Raw genomic sequence first — 24,648 nt, forward strand, 5'->3', positions numbered from 1 at the left:
GCGAGTCTGCTCAGTAGCGGAAGCACATTGCCCTTATTGTCGGCCCATGGACATCGCAATCTGGACGGCATTGATCTCAGGCAGTGTTGCAGTCACGGCGGGCTACCTCGGTGCTCTCTGGGGCAGCAGAAACGAGCATCGTCAATGGCGGCGCAATGAGCGACAAAAAGCGTATGCGAGTTTTCCCGAGGACACCGGCATCGCTAACTACGGCTCCATTTCGGATGGATCGGTGATTTCCCCAGAAGCAATCGCAAGGCAGCGGGCTGCATTTCATCGTCTCCAGCTCTTTGCGCCTGAGGACATCTGCGAGAGGGCCATAAACGCTCTTGAGAGTGCTAAGACCTTTTCCCGAGCTATCCGCGATGGTGTTCCCACTGACAGCATGGAAAAGCAGTATGCGGCAAAGATGACTGAGCTATCCTACGCCATGCGCGTTGATCTTCATAGCCGCGAGAAGAGAATCTTAAAGGCTGACCAGAAGCTTAAGAAGTAGTTATTAGAGTACGTTCCCACTGCCGCTGTTGAAGAAGCGTTGTAACCCTGCCCTCGTCTGGACCTGCGCAGCGTTATGCTCCTCCAGCGGCCCCAATGGGCAGCAGCAGGTCTATATCGCTCCGGCGCGATTTGAGGGCTTAGAAATCTTCACAAGAGGAGTGCCGCATAGGAGCCCTTATGGAGGCTGCTAGGCCGCATTCTTCATTGATCAAGACTTACTAATTGGAAGGGGCGACAATGGAACCGCGTTAGAGGAGCAATATCAGGGTGAGTGCTTAACAATCACAGAGTTCTAGCCTGCGGCGACAAGGGCGTCACGGAGCTAGCGGGTGGGATCGTGCCTGGCGAGGGACTTGGAGGGTTTCCTCGGTGAATGTCTGGCGGAGGCACAGGTACTAGTTGCAGAAGAATCTCCGCTTGGCCCAGACCACTTCGATCGGACCGGCGACGGGGATGTCACGCAGTCGTTGGGGCCGGCGGGAATGCACACGGGTGCTGATCACGCCGCACGATGGGCAGCCGGCCGAGGCGGTGGGCTGCGATACTGACTGCCCCTGCCCGAAGGCGAGGATTTCAGAATCGGTGACGCGATAGTCGGGCAGGTTGAAAAGTCGCGGTGGCAGCATCGGGGCGCGGGGAAGTAGGCTCGATCAAGGCTCGTAGCTCCTGACTCTTGATGAATGCGCAGAGAACATCCATCACAGCAGGGCTGACGAGTCCTTCAGCTTTCAAGATACAGAATTGTTTCACCACGAACCGTAAAGAGCCGATCGGAACCACTTCATGCGTTCCGTAAACACGAAGAGCGCGTCCGGCTATCGCCGGGCGCGCTCTTCGCTATTCGTGAGGGCCTGCAGGCGCTGAGGTAGCCCGCTCCTGCGACAGACTAATTCCGACTGGCGACCCTCGCCTGAAAACCTCAAACCGTTGTGCTTCAAATACATCCTGGATTGGTCTGCGAGAGTGCCGCCGGCAGCGATGCTGGGAGCGCTGAGGTCTGCGCGTTGTGATCTGCAATGAGGTCAGCCAGGTACTTGGCTAGTTCAACGGGCACTGCGTTTCCGATCTGCCTGGCTATGGCCGTCTTGTTGCCAGCCCAAAGGTAGTCATCCGGGAACCCTTGCAGCCTGGCTGCTTCCCGGTGGGTGATCGCTCTGTCTTCTTCCGGGTGGAGGTATCTCCCCTTTTCTGGCTTGAAGAACTCTGTCCGGATAGTGACAGACGGTTTCTCCCAGCGGAGCCGTCCCATGACATCGCCCGAGCCGGTTTTGTGTTTCTTCCAGCATGGGGCTAGCAGGTCAAATGGGATGTCGAATCTATTCCCCCCAGGGGGGATTGATTCGAATCGTTCCAGGGAGAGCTGCGTGTAGTTTCGTGTGGTGTGGAGCTGCGTCGTTTTATAAGGACCGGCCATCGGCGATCCCTCAAACTCGAAAGCGGACTGTGGGAAATCGATGGCGTCCGTACGAGGGTCGATTCCTTCGAATGCCTGCTCTACCGTCCTGTGGTTGTCCCGGAAAGGGCCCACCGGTTCCGGAACCGGCGGGAGCTCTCGCAACCTTCCGATCACGATGGTTCGGACGCGGGCTTGGAATGAACCGAAGTCGGCGGCATTTAGAAGATATGGCTGGAGGGCGTATGTATCCAAAGGTCCACCTGGGTGCGTCCACTGTTCCAGCTCTTTGAACTGCGGAGATGCTAGGAATTGGCGGACGTTTTCAAGAATGAAGTATTTAGGCTTGGCTGCGATTATTGTTTCTGCGTACTTCTTCCAGAGAAAGTTGCGCTCGTCGAGGACGTCCTGCTTGCCGAGCGCAGAGAATCCTTGGCACGGAGGTCCGCCAATGATTACGTCCGCTTCGGGCACGCTACTTTCGGCCAGCCAGTCCTCGATGCCACCCGCGTACACGCGATCCGCGGAGTGGTTTAAGGAGTACGTGGCCGCCGCGTACTTGTCATGCTCGACCGCGACCAGCGTCTTAAAGCGGCCAGTGGACTCGAATCCCTCGGTCATTCCGCCAGCGCCAGCAAAGAGATCGATCAGGCGAAGGGGATTAGTCATGGCTACGATTCTAGCCGGCCGATCAGTCATATTCGTTCAGCGCGCGGAGCGCGGCGCGACATCTTCGCCGTAATGCCCTCAATGAATGGCCTCTCGCACTTCGTGGACGTTGGCCAGACAGCGTAAACCGGAGGGACTGACGCCAGGACGCCTACCCCGCACGTGGAGTAAATAGAGGCAAGACCTGCCCGGTGAAAGCGCCTCCGCGGGCGCTGGGCACCAGCTCGTCTCGAGTATGTAGATGCTAGTTGCCTAATTGGTGTGGCAGAGAGCGATCGCCGTGCAGCGTCGGACAATCTCAAGTCCGGAGGACGATATGTGTGAGCAGAGAGAGCGACTCATATCGACATGCGCGCCCACTCAGTCCTAGGCAGCGATCCCAGAACCATGCCGACAAACCATGAAGGCGCGCTCCTAACGCCGCAGGCTGCGACATCCGCGCGAATTCTCGAGTCCTCCCCATTACTGTCGTGCCTTGCTGATAGAAATACCCACAAGTATCGAATCTGTCATGGACGACAGAGCAAGGGGGAATTCGTTGTGATCGCGGAACTGACTGACGGTGTTGGGGATGGTCGGGAGAGTGTCGGCACGGAGTGGCTCGAGGCCAGCAGCGTGCTGGTCGAACAGATCGAAAATCAGCTCAAGGCAGCCGTTTCAGCGTACAGGGCCGACCCGAAACTTCTCCGGGAACATGCCAACCAGGAAGAGTCCTTTCGTGCAGGCGGATATGCAAAGCGCCAAGTCCTCGAACTCGTACAGAACGCGGCCGATGCTCTGCTGCGAGGCGATTGTCGGGGACACGTCGCAGTAGTCCTGACTGACGATGCGCTGTACTGCGCCAACGAAGGTAGGCCGTTCGACGAAGCTGGAATCGATGCAGTGACCCACGCCTACATTAGCGACAAGCGTGGTGACGAAATCGGGAGATTCGGGCTGGGATTTAAGTCCATTCTCGCAATCACCAGCAATGCTCAAGTTTTCAGTCGGTCAGTTTCCTTCGAATTTAACTCCATTCAGGCGCAGCGAGCCCTCGCCCGTGTTTCGGCGTTGGCAGAGCGTTCTCCCCAGTTTAGGATCCCCACCGTTGTGGATGCTCCGGGAGAAATCCGTGCTGACGGTGTCCTTGCCGAGCTTGCTGGCTGGGCGTCTACAATCATCAAAATGCCGCTGACAGGCGGCCATGAGCGTCTGGGTGATCAGATCAGAGAATTTCCAACAGAGTTTCTTCTCTTCGCCAACACCGTCAGCGCGCTCACTATGGAAGACCGGCGCACGACGGCGGATCCGTATTTGCACGAACATCTTTGCGAAAAGATGGAAAACAACGAGTTCACTCTCCATCGTCCGTCCAAGCAATCAGAGCGATGGTTGGTTGTCGAACACATGCACAATCCAAGCAGCGCCGCCCTCGAGGCCGTTGCTGAAACCATCGCCAGGGATCAAGTCAAAATCGCCTATGCGGCGCCCCTCGATGTATCAATGACCGGCCGACTGGGATCCTTCTGGGCTTACTATCCGCTGGAGGAAAAGACGACGGCGTGGGGAATCTTTAACGCCCCTTGGGCAGTCAACGATGACAGAACAAGCATGTTGTACAACATGTACAACGAAGAGATTTTGGACGTTTTCGTTGAGATTTTCCTGGATGCCGTTCCGCGCTTCCGCAGCGGATCAGATCCGGCCCGTCATTTGGATTACCTTCCAAGCCGCGCGCGGGAGTTCCGTGGTTACGGTGACCAAATATTGACCACAAAAGTGCCGTTTCGATCCCGAAGCGCCGCCCTGATTCCGAACAGTCAGGGATCCCTGGTCAACGCCTCCTCGCTGCGCGCGCTCTCCTTTGATGAAGCATGGCAGGGCCGGGATCCTAGCGCCGAGATGCACCGTATCTGGCAAAAAGCCCCCCACACGGACACGCAGGTCCCACACTGGACATGCTTTAAGACTCAGACACGGTATCTACGTCTGCGTGAACTCTTCCTGGACGAAGCGGCCGCCCTCGACCCGGACAGCCGTGAGACGTACCGGGACGTCGAATTCATAGGTGTAGCTACTTGGCTTACGGAACTTGGTGCTAAAGAAGGCGACCTGGAGTACGCCGGTGATGCGCTTCGGATACTGAGCAACATCCCGGATACGGCAGCTCGCCAGAGAGGCTTAGAAGCGAGGGTCGTCCCGACCGACCAGGGATTCACGAAGGTGGCGCAGAGCAAGACCGTTTTCTTGCCCTCCCCGAACCATCCAGCAATCGATGGCATTACGACCGTATCTCCGGAATTCCTAAAGAACGCTGACAACGCTGGGGTTCTGAAGAAACTCGGTTTCCATGAAATTGCCCCCGAATCCGCGCTCGGGGCACTGCTATCCCAGTGCGAAGAGGACTCTCCTCCCGAGAAGTGGGAACAACTTTGGGATATGTTCTTGGACGTCCCCGAGCGGCAATCCCTGGACATTCTTAGCCGCCACGTCGGCGGTGGCGGCCCAATCAGAGTAATGACGCTGGCGGGCGAATGGCGGCGGGCTGAGGACGTAGTGAATTCCGAAGTCACAGGCGTTGTCATGAGAGACTCAGCGCGCGCACTCGACGCGAGCTTCCACAGCCGCGCGCTGGCCCAGGCTGCAGGAGTTGTGACTGGAGTCGATAACAAGTACCCGGTAATCGAAGAAGAGCTGTTCCCGGCGTATCGAGCTTGGGCAGAAACGGAGTACCGTTCCCAGCTCTCCAACAGGTCGGCGTCCGAGTCGCTGGAGGCGCGATTTGCCTACGAATATGCTCCTGGACCAATCTCCATCTTTTTGGAGTTCGATCCAGCTAATGATGCCGAAGCCCTCACGGATTGGACTGCGCGAGTCCTCAAGGTGGCAACAAACGCCGAAAAGTGGCCGTTTCGCTACGCCAGCGATGCACCGGCAGCGATGGTCCTCGCTCCGCATCTCTGGGCAGCCAAGACATACGGACTGGTCAATACGGGCTGGGGTCCGCGTCGTCCTTCGGACGCCTTGTCGCCAGTGCTGAACGAGTATGTTGCTTACCTGCCCGTGTCGCTTGAACCCACTGCCCGAAAGCTTGACCTCATCGAGAACCTGGATGATATCCCGCGTGAAGTATGGCTCGAGTTCCTTGAGCGCGCTCATCCGGTAAAGCTGAGTGGTGACCGCCAACACGCCACGCTATGCAAACTGATTTCTAAGGCCTTATTGGCTGCTGCAAATAGCGGGAAACGTTCCTCGTTGATACCTGCCGTCGTAGGTGGCGCAGTTCGGCCCTGTCGGTCATCAGATATCTACGTCGCTCGTGAGGCCGAGGAGCTTGAATACCTGGAAGCAGGGGAACGTCCATACATCTACTGTTTGGATCCCCAAGACCTCGAATCGATTATGGCTCGGTCGGATTGCCACCTCGCCAGCGAGGCAATCTCATTCGCTCTGAATGTCAGCGAACCCAGCGACCCTGAGGCTATCGGTGACGCGTTTCTCGGCCTTCGAGACTACGTGCAAAGGTCCGTTCTAGAGACGGACCTGGTGCGATGTGCTGGACTTGCCCGCAGGGTGATCACTCCTGACGGAACCAAAGACAAGCCCGTCCGTAGTGCACTCGAAAACGGCGTGCTCTACGTGGCAGAAGGAGCAAGCGACCACGAGGTGCTCGAATCGATCGGCCTGGAGTTCGAAGCTCGGCTCACTTCTCGCGACATTGATGACATTCTGCGCCAGCGGGACGAAGCGGCAGTCCACGAACTGAAGACAGCCTGTCGCGCATGTGCTTCCGATGAGGGCAAACTTGAACTTCTTGTGGGTATCAAGAAACTACGCGCGAAGTTGCCCTCTGGTCTGCTTCCTGCACTAGATGCTCTAGGAGCAGACACCAGTGATGCTGCGATCCCTAGGATCTTCCTGGATGTGCATGGCTCTGACTCCCTGAGGGAGCTCTCCAACGAACTAGCAGCCCGATCGCTGATCATCCCGCAAAACTGGGCTGGTTCTTCTGGTGCAACGAGATTCGTCAAGGACCTCGGATTCCACTCACGATTCGCCGGGGAACGTGCCGCTTCAATCCCCGACTCGGAGTTGGTCTTGGGCCGGCCAGGTCTCAAACCCCTGCATGATTACCAGGAGGCGGCCTCGGATGAAATCCGAAAGGTACTCCTCTCCGCGCGTGGTGTGGCCGGTAAGGCCATGATTGAACTTCCCACAGGTGCTGGCAAGACTCGTGTCGCAGTCGAATCAATCGTCAGGTCCTTCCTCGCCGACGAGATCGAGGGCCCGGTTTTATGGATCGCCCAGTCCGAAGAACTCTGCGAGCAAGCTGTCCAGTCCTGGAACGAGGTTTGGAGGGAATTTTCAGATGAGCGTGCGCTTCTTATTGGCCGGCTGTGGAACAAGCACGAACTCAGCGAGCCCGATACCGACCTAAGCGTCATCGTTGCAACGGACGCGAAGCTGGATACATCAATAATCGGTAGCCCCAACTACGAATGGTTGTCGAATCCCACAGCGGTTGTGGTGGACGAGGCACACGTTGCCGCCGTTTCCCGGCGCTACACGAGAATCTTCAACTGGCTTGGAGTTGATGGCCGCCATAACGAGCGTCCGCTCTTAGGGCTGTCGGCGACCCCGTTTAAAGGCCGCAGCGCCGTTGCCACAGAGACGCTGGCCGCACGGTTCGGTCGTAATCTAGTCAACTCTCTGGGTGCAGACCCCATCGCGGAGCTGCAAAAGCGAGACGTTCTCGCCCGCGTCACCCGCGAAGTGCTTGATGGAACAAGCGTTGAACTGGATCAAAACGAGCTGAATGAGGCGGATAAGTTCAATCGCCTGTCAGCAACCGTATTGACACGCATTGCCACAGATGAGCAGCGAACCAAGCGCATCATTGACCACGTACTACAGCTTCCAGCCGACTGGCCGGTCCTGATCTTTACGTCTTCGGTGCTTTCCGCACAAATTGTCGCAGCATTGCTGAGGTCTATGAACGTCCCTGCGGCATCGATCAGCGGGACAACCCGACGACATGAGCGCCGAAGGATCATTAACAGCTTCAAACAGGGAGGCCTCCGGGTTCTTGTTAATTGCGATGTCCTCTCCCAGGGATTTGATGCGCCGTCAGTGAGGGCCCTCTACATCGCGCGTCCGACGCTCAGCCCTGGAGCCTATATGCAGATGGTCGGTCGCGGGCTCAGAGGTCCCCGCAATGGCGGTTCTGAGGAGTGCCTCATCGTGGATCTTCAGGACAGCATCACAAACTTGGGTCGGAGTCTCGCCTACCGTGACTATGAGCAGTTTTGGGACGGGGTGTCCTAATGCGACTAATTCCTCCGTTAGAGTTCATCAATCCCAGGAACAGCAGAGCTGAGCGGCGCATCGCGGAGTTGCTGGACAAGATTCCAAACGATGACGCAGTTGCTTACCACTCTGTTCACCTCCCAGAGCACGAGACCAAACGGATGGCGGAAGCAGACTTCGTGGTCCTATGGAAAGGCGCTGTTATCGTCCTCGAAGTAAAAGGAGGCCGTGTCAGCCGCGAGAATGGTGTGTGGCGCCACACTAACAGATTCGGAGAGACAAACGAGAAGCCCGAATCGCCGTGGCAGCAGGCCCAGGGGGCCATGTTTGCCCTGCGTAAGACCATCACCGAGCACGTGGATGACTTCGTAAATGACATTGCATTGGTGGTGACGCCGGACCAGGAAATGCACAGCGATCCAGAGTGGGGCAGCTGGGAGTGGGCAGGGCCGGGTGATGTCAAGACCCCCGAATCCTTCAGGCGCGTACTGGATCGATCAGCCCTGAGAGCTCGAACGAATCCGCGCGACGGTCACCTGCATCCAGAGCGGAGGCTGGACGGAATTCGGACTGTTCTGCGACGCGATTTCGACAGGATGCGGAGGCTCATCGACGAAGAAGGCCGCATAGGGAACGAAATGGCAGAGCTTTTCGGGGACCAAGCCCGGACGATGGAAATGCTCTCCGAGCATCAGCGTGTGCGCGTCGAAGGCGGAGCGGGTACCGGGAAGACGTTGTTGGGCATCGAGTGGGCACGCCGCTTTTCCGATTCCGGCCATCGAACGGCATTCACGTGTAAGTCGTCAAAACTCAGGGACTATGCGGCGCGATCGCTTTTAGAGTCGAAGGTCTTTGTTCTTGCACCCGAACGACTGTCTGAAGAGGGACCGTTCGATGCACTGGTCATTGATGAAGGACAGGATTTGGTCAATTCAGACGATCTCGGCTTCCTGGACGAGGGGCTTAGAGGCGGTCTAGAGGGTGGAACTTGGTGGATGTTCCTCGACAACAACAATCAGGCCCATGTTGACGGTTCTTTTGACGTCGACTCGTACTCGATTCTGCGGGAATGGGCACCTGTATCTGCGAAGTTACGCGACAACGTGCGTAATACCGGTCCAATTATTGGATGGGTGCAGCTCCACTTGGGGTCCGACCTCGGCACTGCTCGTATCGGCGCGGGGCCAAAGGTCACGAGTATTCGTGTCCGCTCCAATGATGACGCACGGACGGCCCACGCGGTCGAAGAACGGCTGAAGTATTTGAGCCGTGAAGGGGTCACCAACGAAAACATGCTGATCATCACTTGCGCTGCTTGCCCCCAACAGAGTGCTTTGCAGTTCTCGTTTAAGGGATCCACCGTCGCCTTTAATTCACGGATCGGACCTATTACTGTTGCGACGCCACTCCAGATTAAGGGCCTGGAAGCAAAGCACGTACTCGTAGTTGACCTTGACGCTTTGGACTCGTCCGAGGCGGTTGCTCGGGCTTACGTCGCCCTAACCCGGGCAAGCGTTTCTCTTTGGGTTGCTGTTGGAAACAAAGCTTGGGACGTCATGCAGTCCACGGCAGTTGAACAGATATCGAGGATAGTAAAATGATGGATGCAACTAATCGGCAACAACTTGTAGTCGAATTCCTGAAGAAGAGTTACGTTGGGCCTTTTGATGGCCCAGCAGAAGTAACCTCGTCGCGGCCAGACCGGACTTATCTGGTCGGGACTCTCTACCCGACCAGCGATCCTGCAATCTTGGCTCCTGATGCCTCTACGGGTCCGATCGACGAGCTCGAGTTGGACGATCCTGACGACCCGACGATTGAGACTTCGAATTCGTGGAAACCATCGTCGGCTTCCTTGTCGTTTATCCATGACGGTGACGGCGTCGAATGCACTATCTCCTTCGGCACCTATGCGACTGAAGCAAAGGACGAGGGCTCGGAGTCTCGCTCATGGCGACGCACCCAGCATGGCCCATTTACGTTTCCCCTTGGGAGCACTAAATCCACCTGGAGCGCACCTAGCAGCTCCGACTACACTGTTCGCGTCTCGTCGCGCTGGAGGCACTTGGGCGGGAAATGGCTGGTTACTTTGTCGGTGTCCAACGCGAAAATCGGTCGGGATCTGAGCGATGCCACCAAGACCGAAGATGCCGTGTATCAGGTTGCTTGTGATGTAGCGGCACTCAATGGGTCAATTCTGCCGTATGAATCGACTGCGGAACTTAACTTGAACGAAGAGGAGGAAGAACTGGCCCTCCGGTACAGGGACAAGGAAATATTTGCGGTCGGACACGGCATCTCCGTGGATTGGACCAATCCTGCTGCCGGCCCTGTCACCATTCGCATGGATCCGTTGCCGGCATTTACGGTGCCCGTGCTGGATGCACGAAAATCAAATGCCGCGATTTTCAAGTTGGGAACCCTCGCACGATTGGAGGAGGAACCGACCACGGTTATTCAAGGACTGGCGCAGTTTGTCGAAGACTATGAATCGTGGACTAGGTGGCAGGAGGAAAGTGCGACGGGGCTAGAAAACAGACATAAGGATGCTGCCGCCCGGCTCCTTGAACGACAGGGCATCGCCGTTAAACGCATGCGGGAAGGCGTCGAACTCTTGGCATGTAACCCTGATCTCCAACGGGCCTTCTCGCTCGCCATGGTTGCCATGCGCGGCCAAATGCTCCAATCCACGTCGGTGCAAGCGCGTTCGTGGGAGCCTGAGAGCGTTGAAGCCCAAAAGGAGCCTAGCTGGCGTCCGTTCCAGTTGGGCTTCATCCTTCTATGTGTCAAGTCACTTATTGAAAACAGCCCTCAAGAGCGCAAGCTCGTCGACCTGATCTGGTTCCCGACAGGTGGCGGAAAGACAGAAGCCTACCTAGGGCTCGCAGCGATTGAGATCTTCTGGCGTAGAATCACGCGCAGTTACAAGGGTGCTGGCACAGCTGTTCTGACGCGATATACGCTTCGCCTTCTCACGACGCAACAGTTTCAGCGCGCTGCGACGTTAGTCTGCGCCATGGAGCTGATGCGACGCGACGACCCGAGGGTAAGGGGCATGGCACCTTTTTCAATCGGGCTGTGGGTCGGCAACGAAACAACCCCTGGCACGGAAAAGGTCGCGATCTCTCGGTTTGAGGAAACGCTTACCAAGCAATATCCCGATAATCCTTTCCAGCTCGAGTCATGCCCCTGGTGTGGTCACAGGATCATGCCAGCTCGAAAATCTGCTCGAAAATCCGACTACGGAGTCAGCGTCTCTGCAGGGGCGATTCTGCTGCGGTGCCCCTCCCCGGAATGCCCGTTCAGCGTTGAACTTCCAGTCGAAGTCATTGATGAAAGAATTTACCGGAATCCGCCAACGATTCTTCTTGCCACTGTGGACAAACTCGCCCGTCTGGCGGCAGTTCCCGAAGCAGGCGTGCTCTTAGGCAGGGGCGCCTATGACGCCCCATCCCTCATCATTCAGGACGAGCTGCATCTGCTCTCGGGCCCGCTGGGAACAACCGTGGGCATTTTCGATGCTGCCGTGATGGGAATCATCGAATCCACCGGTGCGACGCCCAAAATTGTCGCATCAACGGCAACGATTCGGGCTGCGGAAGATCAAGTTAAGGGACTGATGGCGCGAGACGTACAATTGTTCCCGCCCTCGGGCATCAACGAGGACAACAGCTATTTCGCTGTCCCCAATAAGGAAAGTCCAGGGCGCATATACCTCGGGCTGATGCCGCAGGCTTTTACGCAGGCCACGTCGACGGTACGAGGCATGACGCCTCTCTTGGAAGCCCCCTATGCCTTGTCCTCTGCAGACGACCGGGATCTGGATGCGTATTGGACTGTTGTGGCCTACCACAACAGCTTGCGGGAATTGGGGCGCACAGTCACCATAGTGCGAGATGACATTCAATCGCTCCTTAAGGCTCGCTCCTCATCTCTAGCGGCCACCCGGGCTTTAAGAAGCGATGGTCTGGCAGAACTAACCGGCCAAGTCGCGGCAGATGATCTACCGAAATCCTTGTCCAGACTTGCGCTGCCCTACGACCGGCCCGATGCGGTCGACGTCGTTGCGAGTACTAACATGCTTTCTGTAGGGATCGACGTACCGCGGCTGGCGTCGATGTTCATGAATGGTCAGCCGAAGACCACGTCCGAGTATATCCAGGCCACCAGCAGGGTGGGTCGAGGCGATGTCCCAGGAATCATCGTTACGCTGTACCGGGCTGGGAAGCCTCGAGATCGCTCCCACTACGAGAGCTTTCGTGCCTATCACCAAGCCCTGTACCGCCATGTCGAACCGACCAGCGTTACTCCGTGGTCGCTGTCGTCGCGCAAACGCACCTTGCCAAGCGTGCTCGTGGCGTTCGTGAGGCAGGCAACTCGGCTGCAAGCCAACGAATCAGCTGCCGAGTTCCGCAGAGACTATGTCCCGGTACAGCGTGCTGTGGAGAGCATCCTGGAAGTTGTTCGCAAGGCTGACAGCAGCGAAGCCAAAGAGACCAAAGCAATGCTGTCGCTGCTGACCCGCGAATGGGAGGAGCGTGCTGTCTCCGATCGTGCTGCTGCCGATGAGTTGCATTACGCGGATAAGGAAGCCCCGTCGCTCACCAAATCTTTCGGCGAGGACCGAGTGGGATGGCCAATTATCAACTCGATGCGGAACGTCGATAGTGCAGTTCGAATAACGGTGGCCAGAGAGAAGGAAGCACAGTGAGAGACAAAGATAGAGTGCTGCGTCTCCACGAGACGATTTACCCATTCGGCCCTGGCGCCATTGTTGATATCTTGGGCGAATCATTCATAGCCCCTGACATCACCAATTGGCCCAAGGTAGGTTCTCAGCCTCTCAGGTGCATCCGCCTCGAACGGGAGCTGGGCGTCCGCGGCTTCAGGACAGCACCCGTGCAACCTTCGGGGATCGGCAAACAAGCACCGTCCCTGGACTATTGGCGCTTCCCCAAGTGGCGGTTCTGCCAGTCGTGCCTGCTGATGAGCGATTCGATGAACTGGGTGCAAGGGATCGCCCGGAATACCTGTCAATCATGCGGCAAAGGGATGGTCCCGATGCGTTTCGTGGCTGTGTGCGCGACGGGAGGCCATGTTCAAGACGTGGAATGGCGCTCGTGGACCCATCGACGCGCGAAAACGGATGAGCAAAAGCAATGCCGGGACAAAAAGAGGCTCTACTTCAAGACCTCGTCTGGACGTGGCGAATCGCTAAGTCAGACCCACATTTCATGTCAGGCCTGCGGGGCTGAACGAGACCTCGGCCTGCTCTCAGGCGAGAAGGCCCTCGTTAATGAGGGCTACAGATGCCGGGGAACACAGCCCTGGGAGTACTCCACCGATGACACGTTTTGCTCTGAGGAACTTCGGGCAGTTCAGCGAGGTTCCACGAGCCTTCACGTACCGGAGATTGTCACCGCACTTGATATCCCTGAAGAAGCATCTCGGTCGGAGCAAACAAGGGACCAGGTCCGTGAGCATCCTATGTTCGCTTCTCTCGCTGGACTCGACGGCGGACCTGCAGAAGAACACATCGCGACTTTGATCGCCGAGGCCACCGGTGCAACGAAGGCACTGGTCCTTTCGTTGAGCCGCGAAGGGGCAAACCCCACCCTCCAAGAGGCTACCGCAAACCTACTCGTCGGCGAATGGGCGGCGTTCGAAAACGCCATCCTGGACCACGGGCACGAACCCCATCCTGACTTCGACGTCGTAAATGAGGAGTTTGCCAACAGCTTTGAAGCGACCTCGGCGTTAACAGCCAGAATCGAACACGTGGCGGGTGCGCGACGGCTCCGAGAAGTCAGAGCGATGAGGGGTTTCAGGCGCTATAAACAGGAATCAACGATCGTTAGAGTTGATCTCGGCAAAATCCCGGCCCTTGACTGGTACCCAGCCATCGAGCAGTTCGGCGAAGGAATCTTCATCACCTTCAATGAAGAGCACATTGCGGCGTGGGAAAGTGACTCTCGCGTCGTCAGCCGGGTGGCACAGATCTCCCGACGGTCTCTGAACCTGAGTTTGAAACCTCGCCGGCCCGAAGCATCTACGCGGTACATTCTGCTTCATACGCTGGCTCACCTACTCATGAGACAGCTGGAATTCTCAAGTGGCTACTCTGCAGCATCCCTGCGCGAACGAATCTATGCCCTCCCTGGAACAGCTGACCCGCAGGCCGGGCTCTTGATCTACACGGCGTCTGGGGACTCGCAGGGAACACTCGGGGGACTGGTCCGGCTCGCCAATAAGGATTCTCTTGGCCGAATCCTCCTCAAGTCGATCGAGAGCGCGGACCTCTGCTCCAATGATCCCGTCTGCCGAGAGAGCCGGGGCCAGGGCATGAACGCTCTCAACCTAGCTGCATGCCACGGCTGCTCACTCGTGTCCGAAACTTCATGCGAAACCGGGAATGTGTTTCTGGACCGCAAGCTTCTGGTGGGCGACCAGACGTGCCCAGGCTTTTTCGACGACGTTCTTGAGGAGGCCCGTGCACGGTTCCGGATCGTTGCACAATAGGCGCGGTGGCGCTGCATGCGGGGCCTCTGGTGCGGTCACAGGACGAAACTGAGCGACCTTTTCCAGCTGAGGTGCGTGACAACAGCGTCGAATCGGCCATGATTCGGCAACGGCGTCGGGAAGTCAAGTCGACGGGGCGGAAAGCGAAATGGCCGAGTATGTCCCGAGCAGGCTGAAGAAAGTGGTTAGCGCGCGCTCCAGCAGCTTCCCCTCTCGGGAGATCAGAAACCTGCGGGTTGGAGTACACCGGCGCGATTCATGACCGCTTTGCGATGCCGTCGGACGGGCTCCAACTCTGCGGCGTGAAACTATTTACTATGTTCAGAACCCAAGAGCCCGTTCACCGCCCAAATTCTGACCCTCCTCTCTGAGCAACCCGACGGGATGCTGCCCGCTGCCTGAATATTGGCTTCGGTGGGCTCCACCTGTGGTGCGTGTCAGCGATGGTCGAAAACTGAGCCGTTTCGTGGGGGCGGAATTCAGCGGTCGTTGCAACGGTTTATGGTTCCGTCGAGGGTGAAGCCAGTCTAGCCAGGTGCTCCATGGGACTCTGCCAACCTAGGATTTCCCGGGGTCGCCGGTTGAGTTCAGCGGCGACCCTGGCGAGGTGTTCGGGGCTGTGGGCGCCCAGGTCGGTGCCTTTCGGGAAGTACTGCCGGAGTAGGCCATTGGTGTTCTCGTTTGAACCGCGCTGCCAGGGGCTGGCGGGGTCACAGAAGTACACCGGGATCAGCGTTTGCCGCGTAAAATCCTGGCGGCAAGCCATTTCAGTGCCCTGATCCCAAGTAAGGGAACGACGCAGATGGGCCGGGAGCGGGATCATCGTTTCTGCCAGCCGGTCGCGCAGGTTCTCAGCACCGCGGTTTCCCGCCAGATGCACGAGGATGATGAAGCGCGCGGTCCGTTCGACCAGCGTGGCGATGGCCGAGCGGCTGCCCTTTCCAATGATTAAGTCACCTTCCCAATGCCCTGGTACCAATCTGCCAATCACTTCTGCAGGTCTGTCCCGGATCATGACCATGTCGGGGAAGCGCCTGGTCCGGTGTTCCTTCCGGCGGCGTGGCCGGCGACCGGTCCGTCCGCTGCGCAGGGAGACGGCCGGATCCACCGCTAGGTCCAGGCTTCCGCGCCCGTAGAGGGCTTGGTAGACCGTCTCAGGCACGATGTGCATTTCTGGTTGTCCCGGGAAGTCGGTGCGTAGTCGGTTGCTGATCTGGCGGGGGCTCCAGCGTTGTTTCAGTGTTCGCGCACGAACTCCCGCAGCTCCGGGTTGCTCGCGATCTTCCCGTTTCGGTGACGGCTCCGTCTGCGCTCGGCATTGCGCTGGGCCGTCCGCGGACGGTAGCTGCCAGAGAGTTCGTGGATGTTCCGGCGGATCTCCCTGCTCACGGTAGACAGACTACGCCCCAGCTCCAGGGCAATGGCACGGATGCTGCGCCGGTCATGCAACAGGTCCGCGATTGTTATCCGTTCCGACTCGGAGAGAAATCGGGCGGAGATCACGGCCGGCCTCTGATGGGAGATGGGAGCGTACTTCTTGATGTCTCCGGACTTCAGAACGACCGTGTGGCCGTGCCGCCAGCGAGTGCCCGAACTACGGCTGATTCCTACGATCCGGCACGCTTCGGAATTGCCCATTCCCCGCTTCATCAGCTGATCATAGTGAGCCCGGGCAGCGTTCTTTGGAGGGGCGCCCCGGGACTTTCTTGGTCTTTTCATATCTGACAACTGCAACTCCTAAAAGCTCAGGTGTTGCAACGACCACTAGACGCCACGCCGTCACAACGGCTCAGTTTTCGACCGTCACCGACAGTGCGGGTGAGCGCCATCGCCCGGTAGCGCGACTGGCGTAGTTGAGCACCACCGTTGGTGTGGTTGAGCACCACCTGAAAAGCTCCGTCCACCATGTGACGGACACATGGTGGAAGGAGTACCGGTAATGGTACGGAAGATCAAAGGGGACTGCCCCGTCTTTTGTTGACTCGGGGTCTTAGGCCGCTGTGAGCGCGGTCCGGTTGATTGTTTCATATTCGATTGGCGTGAGTTTTCCCAGCCGTCTTTGCCGTCGCCGGCGGTGATAGGTCCGCTCGATCCAGCTCGTGATAGCCAGCCGGAGGTCCTGCCTGGTGAGCCACCGCTGACGGTCCAGGACATTCTTTTGCAGCAGCGAGAAGAACGATTCCATCGCGGCGTTGTCTGCACACGCACCGACCCTGCCCATCGATCCTGTGAGCCCGTGGTGCCGCAGTGATGCGACGAAGCGACGGGAACAGGAACTGGGACCCGCGATCCGAGTGCACCACGGTCGCTGCCGGGCGGCGTGCCCGGACTGCGTTCTCCAGCGCTGCGACGGCCAGCGAGGACTTCATCCGCGCGTCCATCGAGTATCCGACGATCCTTCCGGAATAGACGTCCTTCACCGCGCTGAGATAGAGCTTCCCCTCGGCAGTGGGGTGCTCGGTTGTCAATGGCCAGTAGTTTCTGCCCACGGGCGGCCAGTTGATGTGCCCGCTGGTGGCCAGTGAAACTGCCCGGTGATGTCCGTCAGCCACAGCTCGTTCGGGGCAGTGGCGGTGAAGTCCCGCTCCACCAGGTCGTCATGGACCGGTGGCCCCGGCTTCCGTAGATCATTTTGGGTTGATGTCCCTGGCCAAATAGGCGGCAGCCCGGCGCAGAATCTCGTTCTCCTGCTCCAACAAGCGGTTGCGCTTCTTCAGCTCCCGCATCTCGGCCGACTCCGTCGCTCTGCCGGGCCGGCCCCGGAGTCTTTACGTTCGGCGATGGCGATCCAGCGCTTCAGCGTCGTGACCGAGAGCCCGAAATCCTTCGCGATCTGCGCCAGGGGCGCTCGCCCTTGCGGGCTACATCAATAACATTCTGGCGGAACTCCGCCCCATAAGCCGTGGGCATGGTCAACATCCTTCCACGAGCACAAGCTCGTTAGGTCAAGGAGTCAACAAAACCGGGGGCAGTCCCCCATGAAGCACTTATCCTCATCAAGCCACTAGGGGGCAGGCTACAACCTTGATTTCCGGCCACGCTGCCTGCCCGCCCGCCAGCCCGGTGCTTTGGCATCCAGCGCCCGCTCTTTGGCTGGATCGAGCTCGCCGCGACGCAGCTTGTAACGCTGGGTGTGCAGCCAGACCCCCAGCTCATGCTCTTCAGCGGTGAGGGTGCCCTTGTGCCGCGGCCAGTCCTCTCCGGTGGCCCGGTACGCGGCCAATGCTCCCAAACGGTCCTGCCACCTCGCCTCATCAGCCAGGAAACGGGACGCACCTTGCCACCCCGGCAACACCGCCAATCCGTCACGGAACGCTGGCGCCAGCCTCCCAGCACGCGCATCCCCGCGTCGTCGCTGCAGCCAAGCCGCCAGTGTCCGCTCCGCTGCATCTGGTGCGGTCCTGGACGGATACCGTCCCGTCTCCTGCACGATGGCAAGCAGCTGCTGCATGCGTTCGCGTCCCTGAGCTGTGGGCTTTGTGGGGTAACCGCGGGAAGCCGCCCGGTGCTCAGCCTCCAGCCCAGGCTGAAGGGCCCGCGCGATGCCGAGGTGATAACCCACTGTCGCTGGCGGGACTCCGGTAAGCTCAGAAATCTTCCGCCTACCAAGACCCTTTCGGTACATCAGCACCCACTCCGGATTAGGGGCAGCGCCCCGTCTTTTGTTCCCCACCGTCCCATGATGCCATCCACCGTACGCGACAACCTAGGCACTCACTAACGCAAATGACTAGCTGTCTGCTCTAGGACTAGGGGGAGCGCCCTTCGCCATAGGCCATGGCACACAGGTCTTCGCCGGGGACACATGCGGGCGTCCGCTTCGCTGCAGGCGGCCGCCACGTTCTGCAGGCCCAGCAGCCAAGGCAGGGGCCGGGCGGGGAACCAAGTAGGCATCCTTCCGCTACCACCGCCGGAGGCTTCGGGTACCCTACCTGATGGCGAGCCCGAAGGACGTCCTAGGGGCTCTGAAAGGATTCACCGGCGTGACGGAGGCTGCGGCCGATGGGCTCTTCGCAGAACGCTGGGAGATTTGCGTTCGGATGAAACTTGGACGGGCCCATGAACTCTGACGGCCTGGCCTCGGGTCCTCTCGTCGGCTCACGGAATGATCGCCGCTGACACTCCGGTTCCAGGCACGCCAGCCGCCGGTTCCGGCCCCGGACTTCCAGTGCCGATCCGCCGCACCGGACCTCTCGGAGAAGGCAGGGAAAGTCACGCTCATCGAATAAGAAACAATCAACCGGACCGCGCTCTGAGCGGCCTAAGACCCTGAGTCACAAAAGCCGGGGCAGTTCCGTGTGCCAAAACGGGGCCTCGTTCGTGTCCCTGCAACGGGGCTCGCCAAAACTTGGGCAATTCGCCGGCCAGCTAGGTGTGCAAACGGATTAGCCCGATGTGAAGTGCTATGTGTAGCCGGGTGAGCGCCGAGGCGAAAAAAACTATTCCCATCCAACGTTCCTAGTTCAGCCCCGTCTTGGGGCGACATGAGCACTCCGACTGGCCCGTCGGCGCTCCGTCACTGGCCGGCCTCAGACCCCGCCAGATTAGCTGGCTAGATTGGCCGTTCACTGCGGTTCTGCCGCGGAGTACAGGACCTCGCCGGACACGATCGACCCGACCGTCTTCAACTCGATCCCTCCGTCGCCGCCAGAGCTTCTGGAGCACTAACCCATAAATCCGGCAGGCGGTACTCCCGGACAGGGTGACCTGGAGTCACCCAAGTTACGGGATCAATCCTCCGTTGGACTGGATCAAGCCCTGCAAGGTCGCTGCAATTGAACTTATGTCAGTTCCAGGGCTCAACAACATGGCGCCCAGCTTAAAACGTTTTTGGTAGCCCTCCCTAAAGACCACGATCGGCATTTTCTCGCTACGCCAATCTCTCTCTACAGTCATGCGGCCGGGCAGGCTCGGCACGACTACCAAGCCGCTGCCGACGACGTGCCTATCCTCAGTTCCTCCTTGGGCCCGGTCCTCATGGATCAAAGAGTCCTTGTACATATGGATGGAGGAGATGGCATCGTTGAGCTGAGCTTCGACCCTGTACTTTGCGTCGAGAACAACCATGCGGCGGCTACCTGTATCAGAGGCGAGAACCTCAAGGACAACGTCAGGGATCATCTGGCGCGAGTATGAACCCACTCCATCTGGCGAAAGCCAGACCTCATTAAAGACGTGTTTGAACTTGAGCACATGACCGTTGAACTGCACACTAGTGGATCGTAGCGATACGGTTAGGCGGTTTGGATCCTCCGCGTCGGCAAACATTGCTGCAGCATCCAGGCCAGGGTCTAACAGACCCGCTGCACGTGCCAGCCGAAGGGAGACCCAAGTTTCGTAAAGGCGGAAAGTTTCACGGAGTGGAACATGAGTAAAATCGCCGTCGACGCCGGAAATGCCAGAGCTCACGTCTCTGTATATCCGGTACAGCGCCCTATAGGGCTCCACTCGTTGGTAAAGATGGGAATGCTGCCACCGTGAATGCTCGGGCGAAATCGAGTTGAAGATCGGCAGGCCCAATAGCTCCGTGAATCGTCTTGCAACCCTGCGGCAGCGTTGTTGGAGAACTAATTCATCTTCCCTAACTTGTCCGGTGTTCAGACCCCGGATAGCCCGCCGTAACTCAGCTATGAGTCGTTGAAGAAACCCTAAAATCTCAGCATGTTCCCGGCGATTAGAATCCGTAAAACTCTTCGATTGCGCGATTTGACCCGGAATCTCTCCACCGCTTCTCTGGACCAACTGCTGAACGCGTTGGGGCAGCCTCGCGAGGACGTCGCCCGCCACCGGCCTGCTTGATCTGCGGCTTCGGTTCCATTGGGCACTCGAAACTCCCCTTGCATTACGAAGGGGTACATTCACTGAAGTACGGCCTAAGCGCTTGTGGTGTCGCGCATCAAGCTCTCTGACAAGCGTTTGAATAATGGCCGATGACTCGAGGATGTACTCGAGCGTGGCGATTGGCAGGTCGTACCTGCCACGGGAGAGGCCCTCATGCAATCCACATGTCGATGCCAACGTCCGAGTGTCAGCGATAATGTCCCCAAGCATAAGGCGGAAGTCCTTCCGCACGAGCTTGTTTTTGGCGGGGTCGACCACAATTCGCACAGCAAGAGAACTACCCCTGAGCCCCGTGAGCTCTAAGTCTGCAAATCCTGCATTAAATCCTATGTCCCAGCGGAACCAAATATCGTTCGGACCCACTACATCTCTTGTGAGTGACGCACCGTTGACAGTAAGACGTATTTCAAAGGGTGAACCGACGTCACCGCATAGGTTCCACCAATAGGTTGAATTCTCAACAATGCCGACAGCCGAAGAGTTCACTTCATTCGGCCAAGCCTCCAGAATTACGGGAGCATTGGGCGACCGGTCGCCCTTCAGTTTGAGTGTCCACCCCAATTGGAATTACCGATACTTGAAGAAGTCGGATTCGTCAAGGTCGGATTTCATAAGACTAACCCGTCGAAGAGCAAGCGGCCTAGCGCTTAACAGCCCGGCAAGGCTGTTAAGCATAGCCGTGCATTCCGCGCCCCCTCTGAGCTTAGGCAGAATCTTTTGATCGATTTGCCTGTCCACGGGATCGATGGAAGCTCGCATAGACCTAGCGCGGTGTACATACAGGGCAAGCTCCCGGACAGTTCGATTTCCGAAATGAAGTTGGTGCGGGGACAGAAGTTCATTAATTGTAGCGAGTTCCTCCAGTAACTCATCAGACAGAGTCGTGGCAAGCTCTGGCTCTCGTTCTCGCAGCCACTTCCCGTAGGCCCTGACGTTTACGTCGCTTAAGTCTTGCGAGTTAGCTCGATCCAGCACCATAGAACTAAATGGCAAGACACTTTCATCGTCATTTATAGTGCCCACCAAGTAGAGATTTCGCGGCCATGGGATGCTTTGCGGTACGTCTGGAACCTCAATCGAATCAGCAGCGTGAAATCGGATTGCCCCTTCGATCTCCATGGCACTCAAAAAATTGGCAAAGTAATGTTCGACTTGTGCACGGTTCATTTCGTCCAAAAGTACAAAAACAGGTTTAAGAGGGTCAGAGTTTGCCAACAAGAGGGAGTCCAAGAATGCCGTACGTCGGTACCCGCCGGGTGCCAATACGTCCTCGTGGCCGGTCAAGAAACTTGGATCAGTCCACTGAGGTTCCACGGGCACGATGACAAATCTGTCGCTTGCAACGTCCAGCCCTTCCAGGCCGAGGATGGAATAGGCATAGCACTTGGTAAGCCGGGATTTACCAGTTCCTGAAATGCCTCGCAGAATCACAAAGTGCTTTTGCGGATTGTGTATTAGATTGAGGTGGAAGCTTTCTAGAGTTTCTCGAGTGTAGTGTCCACCGAGTTCCTCCACTCGATCAAGGAGCTCGTTGATAGCGATCTTTTCAGGCGGTCTGACAAAACTTTCTACCACTCCGTCGGCCTCGAGCCGCACAATCTTCTCGGGCTCCACGTAGTCCCTCCTGAGCCGTTGCACAATATCGACTTCCTGGGGCGTTAATTTGCCATTCGCCGCGACATCCGCATAGACGATCTCATCCACTGGCACCGGCGTACCAAACGCGTCAGCATCCGACTGAGGATTTATACGGTCAGTTTCGGATGCGGTCGTAGCGTAGAAACCTGACGAGTGAAGCAAGAATCTTGTATTATTTGTCCCAGTGCCGAGCCCGGCGTCGGCCCGATGGTCAAGTTCCGACAGGCGCTCTTCCAGCTTGCGTAGATTGTCACCGCTGAAAATGAGGCATACGTACAGCTCCGAATCCATGGGCCCTAAGGGGATAATTTTAGACACCCAAGCCCAGGGGCGTCCTTCCTCGAGGGCATTCATGAGCCGACGGCGTCCCTGCAGATTCGCGATTCCGGCTTTGAAAGCATTCGCCAAGAACCTTGCACTGTTGGCTGAGCCAACACTCGGCGGAGTTTGTACTGTGATTCCGGGATAACGCTGATTCAAACGTCGATTGAACTCCTCCCATGAACTCAAGAGGCTGTTGCCTCCACGTCCAGGGACATAGCACTTGCGATTCCGCTTCTCATTGCTTTTCCTAACTGATACGCGAGGAGGGGAGGAACTGCATTCCCGATCTGACGGAAGGCCGGATTCATCGTTCCGCAGAACTGAAAGCCGTCTGGGAAGCTCTGAAGCCGAGCAGCCTCTCTCACTGTAATAGTGCGCGCCTGACTGGAATCGTAGTGAATATGGGAATATGTGTCCTTGCCTAAATGCGCCATAAGTGTTCGTGCCGGTGCGTCCGGTTCCATTTTCCGCCACTTATTGGGGAACTTTGATGGATCGTATGGCGGTACGAACTCCCGCAACCGCGCGGGATCCCCCCCTGCCTTTTCCCAGAAGGAAGTGGCTAGCGCGTGGGCCTCCGGGTACTGGTCGCCCGGCTTCATGGCAGCAAATAAGCGAAGGTCACGTTCGCTAAGAGTTCTCGTGACATGGTCCGAGACGCTTCCAGTGTTTTCGAAACCAGACCACGTACGGACTGTGGAAGCGAAAGCACCCATCTGTTTTGGAGCTGGGGTAGGAAGGGGCGTATCGAACCGTCGGGCTCCTCTAGAAAGTCGCTCGACCAACCTAGGTAGGTCGCCTAACGCTTGTTGGGCAGTGACAGCCGGAGTCAAATCTGGAGTTGCTTCCGAGGGCGGGCGATAAAAAGGATGTGAACTTAGGTCGCCGAGCAACCGCAACGCAACGTCCCGTGAACTCTTGTAACCTTTTGGTATCTCTAGCCAGTGAGTCGGCTCCGGAAACACAGGACGTGCCCCGAGCTCAGCTGCAAAGGCCATAAGGAAGAAGCGGTCTCGCGTTTGCGGCACGCCATAATTCGCGGCATTGAGCAAGGTGTATGAGACCTGATAACCGATACCGCTGAGATATTCAGCCATTTCGTCACCGACTGAACGTCCGCCCTGATTCAACACATCCGGGACGTTCTCCAACATGACCGCTATCGGCTTCGTCTGCTCAATCACGCGCATCGCATCTAAGAAGAGGGTAGTGCGCGCATCGAGCTTGAACGCTTCTGGGTGATCCATTACTTCCCGAAGCTTTGCTCTGCCGACACGCGTAAAGCTGGGACACGGAGGGCCACCGATGACGACATCCACGGCGGTTCCGATCCTGCTCTTGGGGGTTCCCAACAGCTCTTCGAGGTCAAGCTCCCGGATGTCGCGAGCTTGCCCATAGTGGGATTCCTTGTCGCCAGAATGAAAGTTGCGTGCATAGGAGGCTGCTGCATGTGCATCAAACTCGACACCGCCGACCGAGGTGAAACCCGCTCGTGTGAACCCAGTTGTCAAACCACCACACCCACTAAACAAGTCAAGCATGCGTGGCGTTCCTCCGCACAGGAGGCGCTTGATCTTGTCATGTACGGTGTCAGCGGCTGGTTGGGCAAGTAAATCCATGCCCTCAATCTTGCCCTACGGCTCTGACAATCTACGACTGGGCGCTCCCGGAAGAGGTAAGACGTGGCGTCCGTCGCAGGCCGGGACCGATTGCACGTGATACACGCAGCTCGCGCGTTAACAAGTGATGTTGGCGCCCCTGCGACGTGCCACACGATGTGGCCACCGTCCAAGTCATCCAGACCGTCCAGGTCGCGGCGGCAGTTTTCGTACTGCCTTTCCGGCTCGTTGCCATAGCACTCATCGTTCCTCTGAAGTGAAGATCGCCCCGGATCCTTCATCTGAACCCTCCGGATTGGCGCTAAGCAACCGTAGGTGAGGGTGTCGACGCCGGATTTCATGCTGCCTGCGTCGTTCGTGCTCTGCTGCATCAGCCGACCGTACTTCGGCAGTTCCGCGTCCCGGCGGTCTTCATCACGATTCAGGTTTTCCGCTCGCTGCATTCGAAATTAAGCCAAGGACTGCTTATCGTTGGCCGGCAGGTCTCGGGCTCCATACTCATCTGGAATCAAGCGACCGAACAGACACATCAATTGAGGTTACGACTGCTTCGACAGCTCCGGGGCATGGCGATCGAAAAACGGCTCAATACAGCGTAGATGCCCGTTGACCGCGCTTATGAGTCTTCGTGCATCCGCATTGATGCGAAGGGCATCACCTGGAGCTCGAAACTTTCACGTTGATACGAAAACGAAGAGTATCGATAATGGGTCCTTTGCGCCGTTCGAGGTTAGCCTGCTGCCGGGGGTGGGCTAGGCCGCGCCGGGCCAGTCTCGATGGGTGAGGGAAATTCGGGCCACTCTGCCGGTGCCCGTCCCCCTGATCCATTTGTAAGCCCAGCAGATCTAAGGGGGCTGCCAG

At 57.8% G+C, this 24,648-nt stretch carries 11 protein-coding genes and 3 pseudogenes; 5 read left to right on the plus strand and 9 right to left on the minus strand.

Annotated features, from left to right (window positions below):
- The first annotated feature begins 46 nt into the window (after positions 1 to 46).
- Positions 47 to 496 (plus strand): hypothetical protein, encoded by a 450-nt coding sequence (locus WMN78_RS06775; protein WP_340532801.1) that lies wholly within the window; start codon positions 47 to 49, stop codon positions 494 to 496.
- A gap of 397 nt (positions 497 to 893) precedes the next feature.
- Here WMN78_RS06775 and WMN78_RS21115 read toward each other — a convergent pair whose 3' ends face one another.
- Both WMN78_RS21115 and WMN78_RS06780 read right to left on the minus strand, forming a co-directional pair.
- A complete protein-coding gene (locus tag WMN78_RS21115) occupies positions 894 to 1,124 on the minus strand; it encodes a transposase family protein (protein WP_425341125.1) in 231 nt (76 codons plus the stop codon).
- A gap of 308 nt (positions 1,125 to 1,432) precedes the next feature.
- Positions 1,433 to 2,560: a DNA cytosine methyltransferase gene (locus WMN78_RS06780; protein ID WP_340532802.1), complete on the minus strand. Its 1,128-nt coding sequence runs from the start codon at positions 2,558 to 2,560 to the stop codon at positions 1,433 to 1,435.
- Positions 2,561 to 3,100: 540 nt separating this feature from the next.
- On the opposite strand from WMN78_RS06780, the gene WMN78_RS06785 reads away from it, so the two are divergent.
- From WMN78_RS06785 to WMN78_RS06800, 4 genes are read left to right on the plus strand one after another with little or no spacing between them, the layout of a single operon-like run.
- On the plus strand, positions 3,101 to 7,864 hold the full coding sequence (locus WMN78_RS06785) for a DEAD/DEAH box helicase (protein ID WP_340532803.1): 4,764 nt from the start codon (positions 3,101 to 3,103) through the stop codon (positions 7,862 to 7,864).
- Positions 7,864 to 9,447 carry an NERD domain-containing protein gene (locus tag WMN78_RS06790; RefSeq protein WP_340532804.1) on the plus strand — a complete coding sequence of 528 codons (1,584 nt, stop codon included), beginning with the start codon at positions 7,864 to 7,866 and terminating at the stop codon, positions 9,445 to 9,447. Before WMN78_RS06785 ends, WMN78_RS06790 begins: the two co-directional genes overlap by 1 nt.
- A complete protein-coding gene (locus tag WMN78_RS06795) occupies positions 9,444 to 12,557 on the plus strand; it encodes a helicase-related protein (RefSeq protein WP_340532805.1) in 3,114 nt (1,037 codons plus the stop codon). The genes WMN78_RS06790 and WMN78_RS06795 overlap by 4 nt, the downstream gene beginning before the upstream one ends.
- Entirely contained in the window at positions 12,554 to 14,365 is a 1,812-nt protein-coding gene (locus tag WMN78_RS06800) for a DUF1998 domain-containing protein (RefSeq protein ID WP_340532806.1), read from the plus strand. Before WMN78_RS06795 ends, WMN78_RS06800 begins: the two co-directional genes overlap by 4 nt.
- A 499-nt stretch (positions 14,366 to 14,864) precedes the next feature.
- Here the strand turns inward: WMN78_RS06800 and WMN78_RS06805 are convergent.
- From WMN78_RS06805 to WMN78_RS06835, 7 genes and pseudogenes are all read right to left on the minus strand, one after another.
- Positions 14,865 to 16,003, minus strand: a pseudogene (locus tag WMN78_RS06805) (IS30 family transposase).
- Between the two features lie 352 nt (positions 16,004 to 16,355).
- A pseudogene (locus WMN78_RS06815) lies at positions 16,356 to 17,275 on the minus strand (IS3 family transposase).
- A gap of 106 nt (positions 17,276 to 17,381) precedes the next feature.
- On the minus strand, positions 17,382 to 17,816 hold the full coding sequence (locus WMN78_RS06820) for a helicase associated domain-containing protein (protein WP_340532808.1): 435 nt from the start codon (positions 17,814 to 17,816) through the stop codon (positions 17,382 to 17,384).
- Positions 17,817 to 19,087: 1,271 nt separating this feature from the next.
- Positions 19,088 to 19,774, minus strand: a complete 687-nt coding sequence (locus WMN78_RS06825) for a nuclease domain-containing protein (RefSeq protein ID WP_340532809.1) — start codon at positions 19,772 to 19,774, stop codon at positions 19,088 to 19,090.
- An 18-nt stretch (positions 19,775 to 19,792) separates the two neighbouring features.
- Positions 19,793 to 20,416, minus strand: a pseudogene (locus WMN78_RS21120) (hypothetical protein); the annotation flags it as partial.
- 357 nt (positions 20,417 to 20,773) lie between these two features.
- Positions 20,774 to 22,135 carry a hypothetical protein gene (locus WMN78_RS06830; protein WP_340532810.1) on the minus strand — a complete coding sequence of 454 codons (1,362 nt, stop codon included), beginning with the start codon at positions 22,133 to 22,135 and terminating at the stop codon, positions 20,774 to 20,776.
- Positions 22,136 to 22,350: 215 nt separating this feature from the next.
- Positions 22,351 to 23,787, minus strand: coding sequence for a DNA cytosine methyltransferase (locus WMN78_RS06835; protein WP_340532811.1), 1,437 nt, complete (start codon positions 23,785 to 23,787; stop codon positions 22,351 to 22,353).
- Positions 23,788 to 24,648: the final 861 nt, after the last annotated feature.

Source organism: Arthrobacter oryzae (assembly GCF_037911235.1).
Taxonomy (GTDB): Bacteria; Actinomycetota; Actinomycetes; order Actinomycetales; family Micrococcaceae; genus Arthrobacter; species Arthrobacter oryzae_E.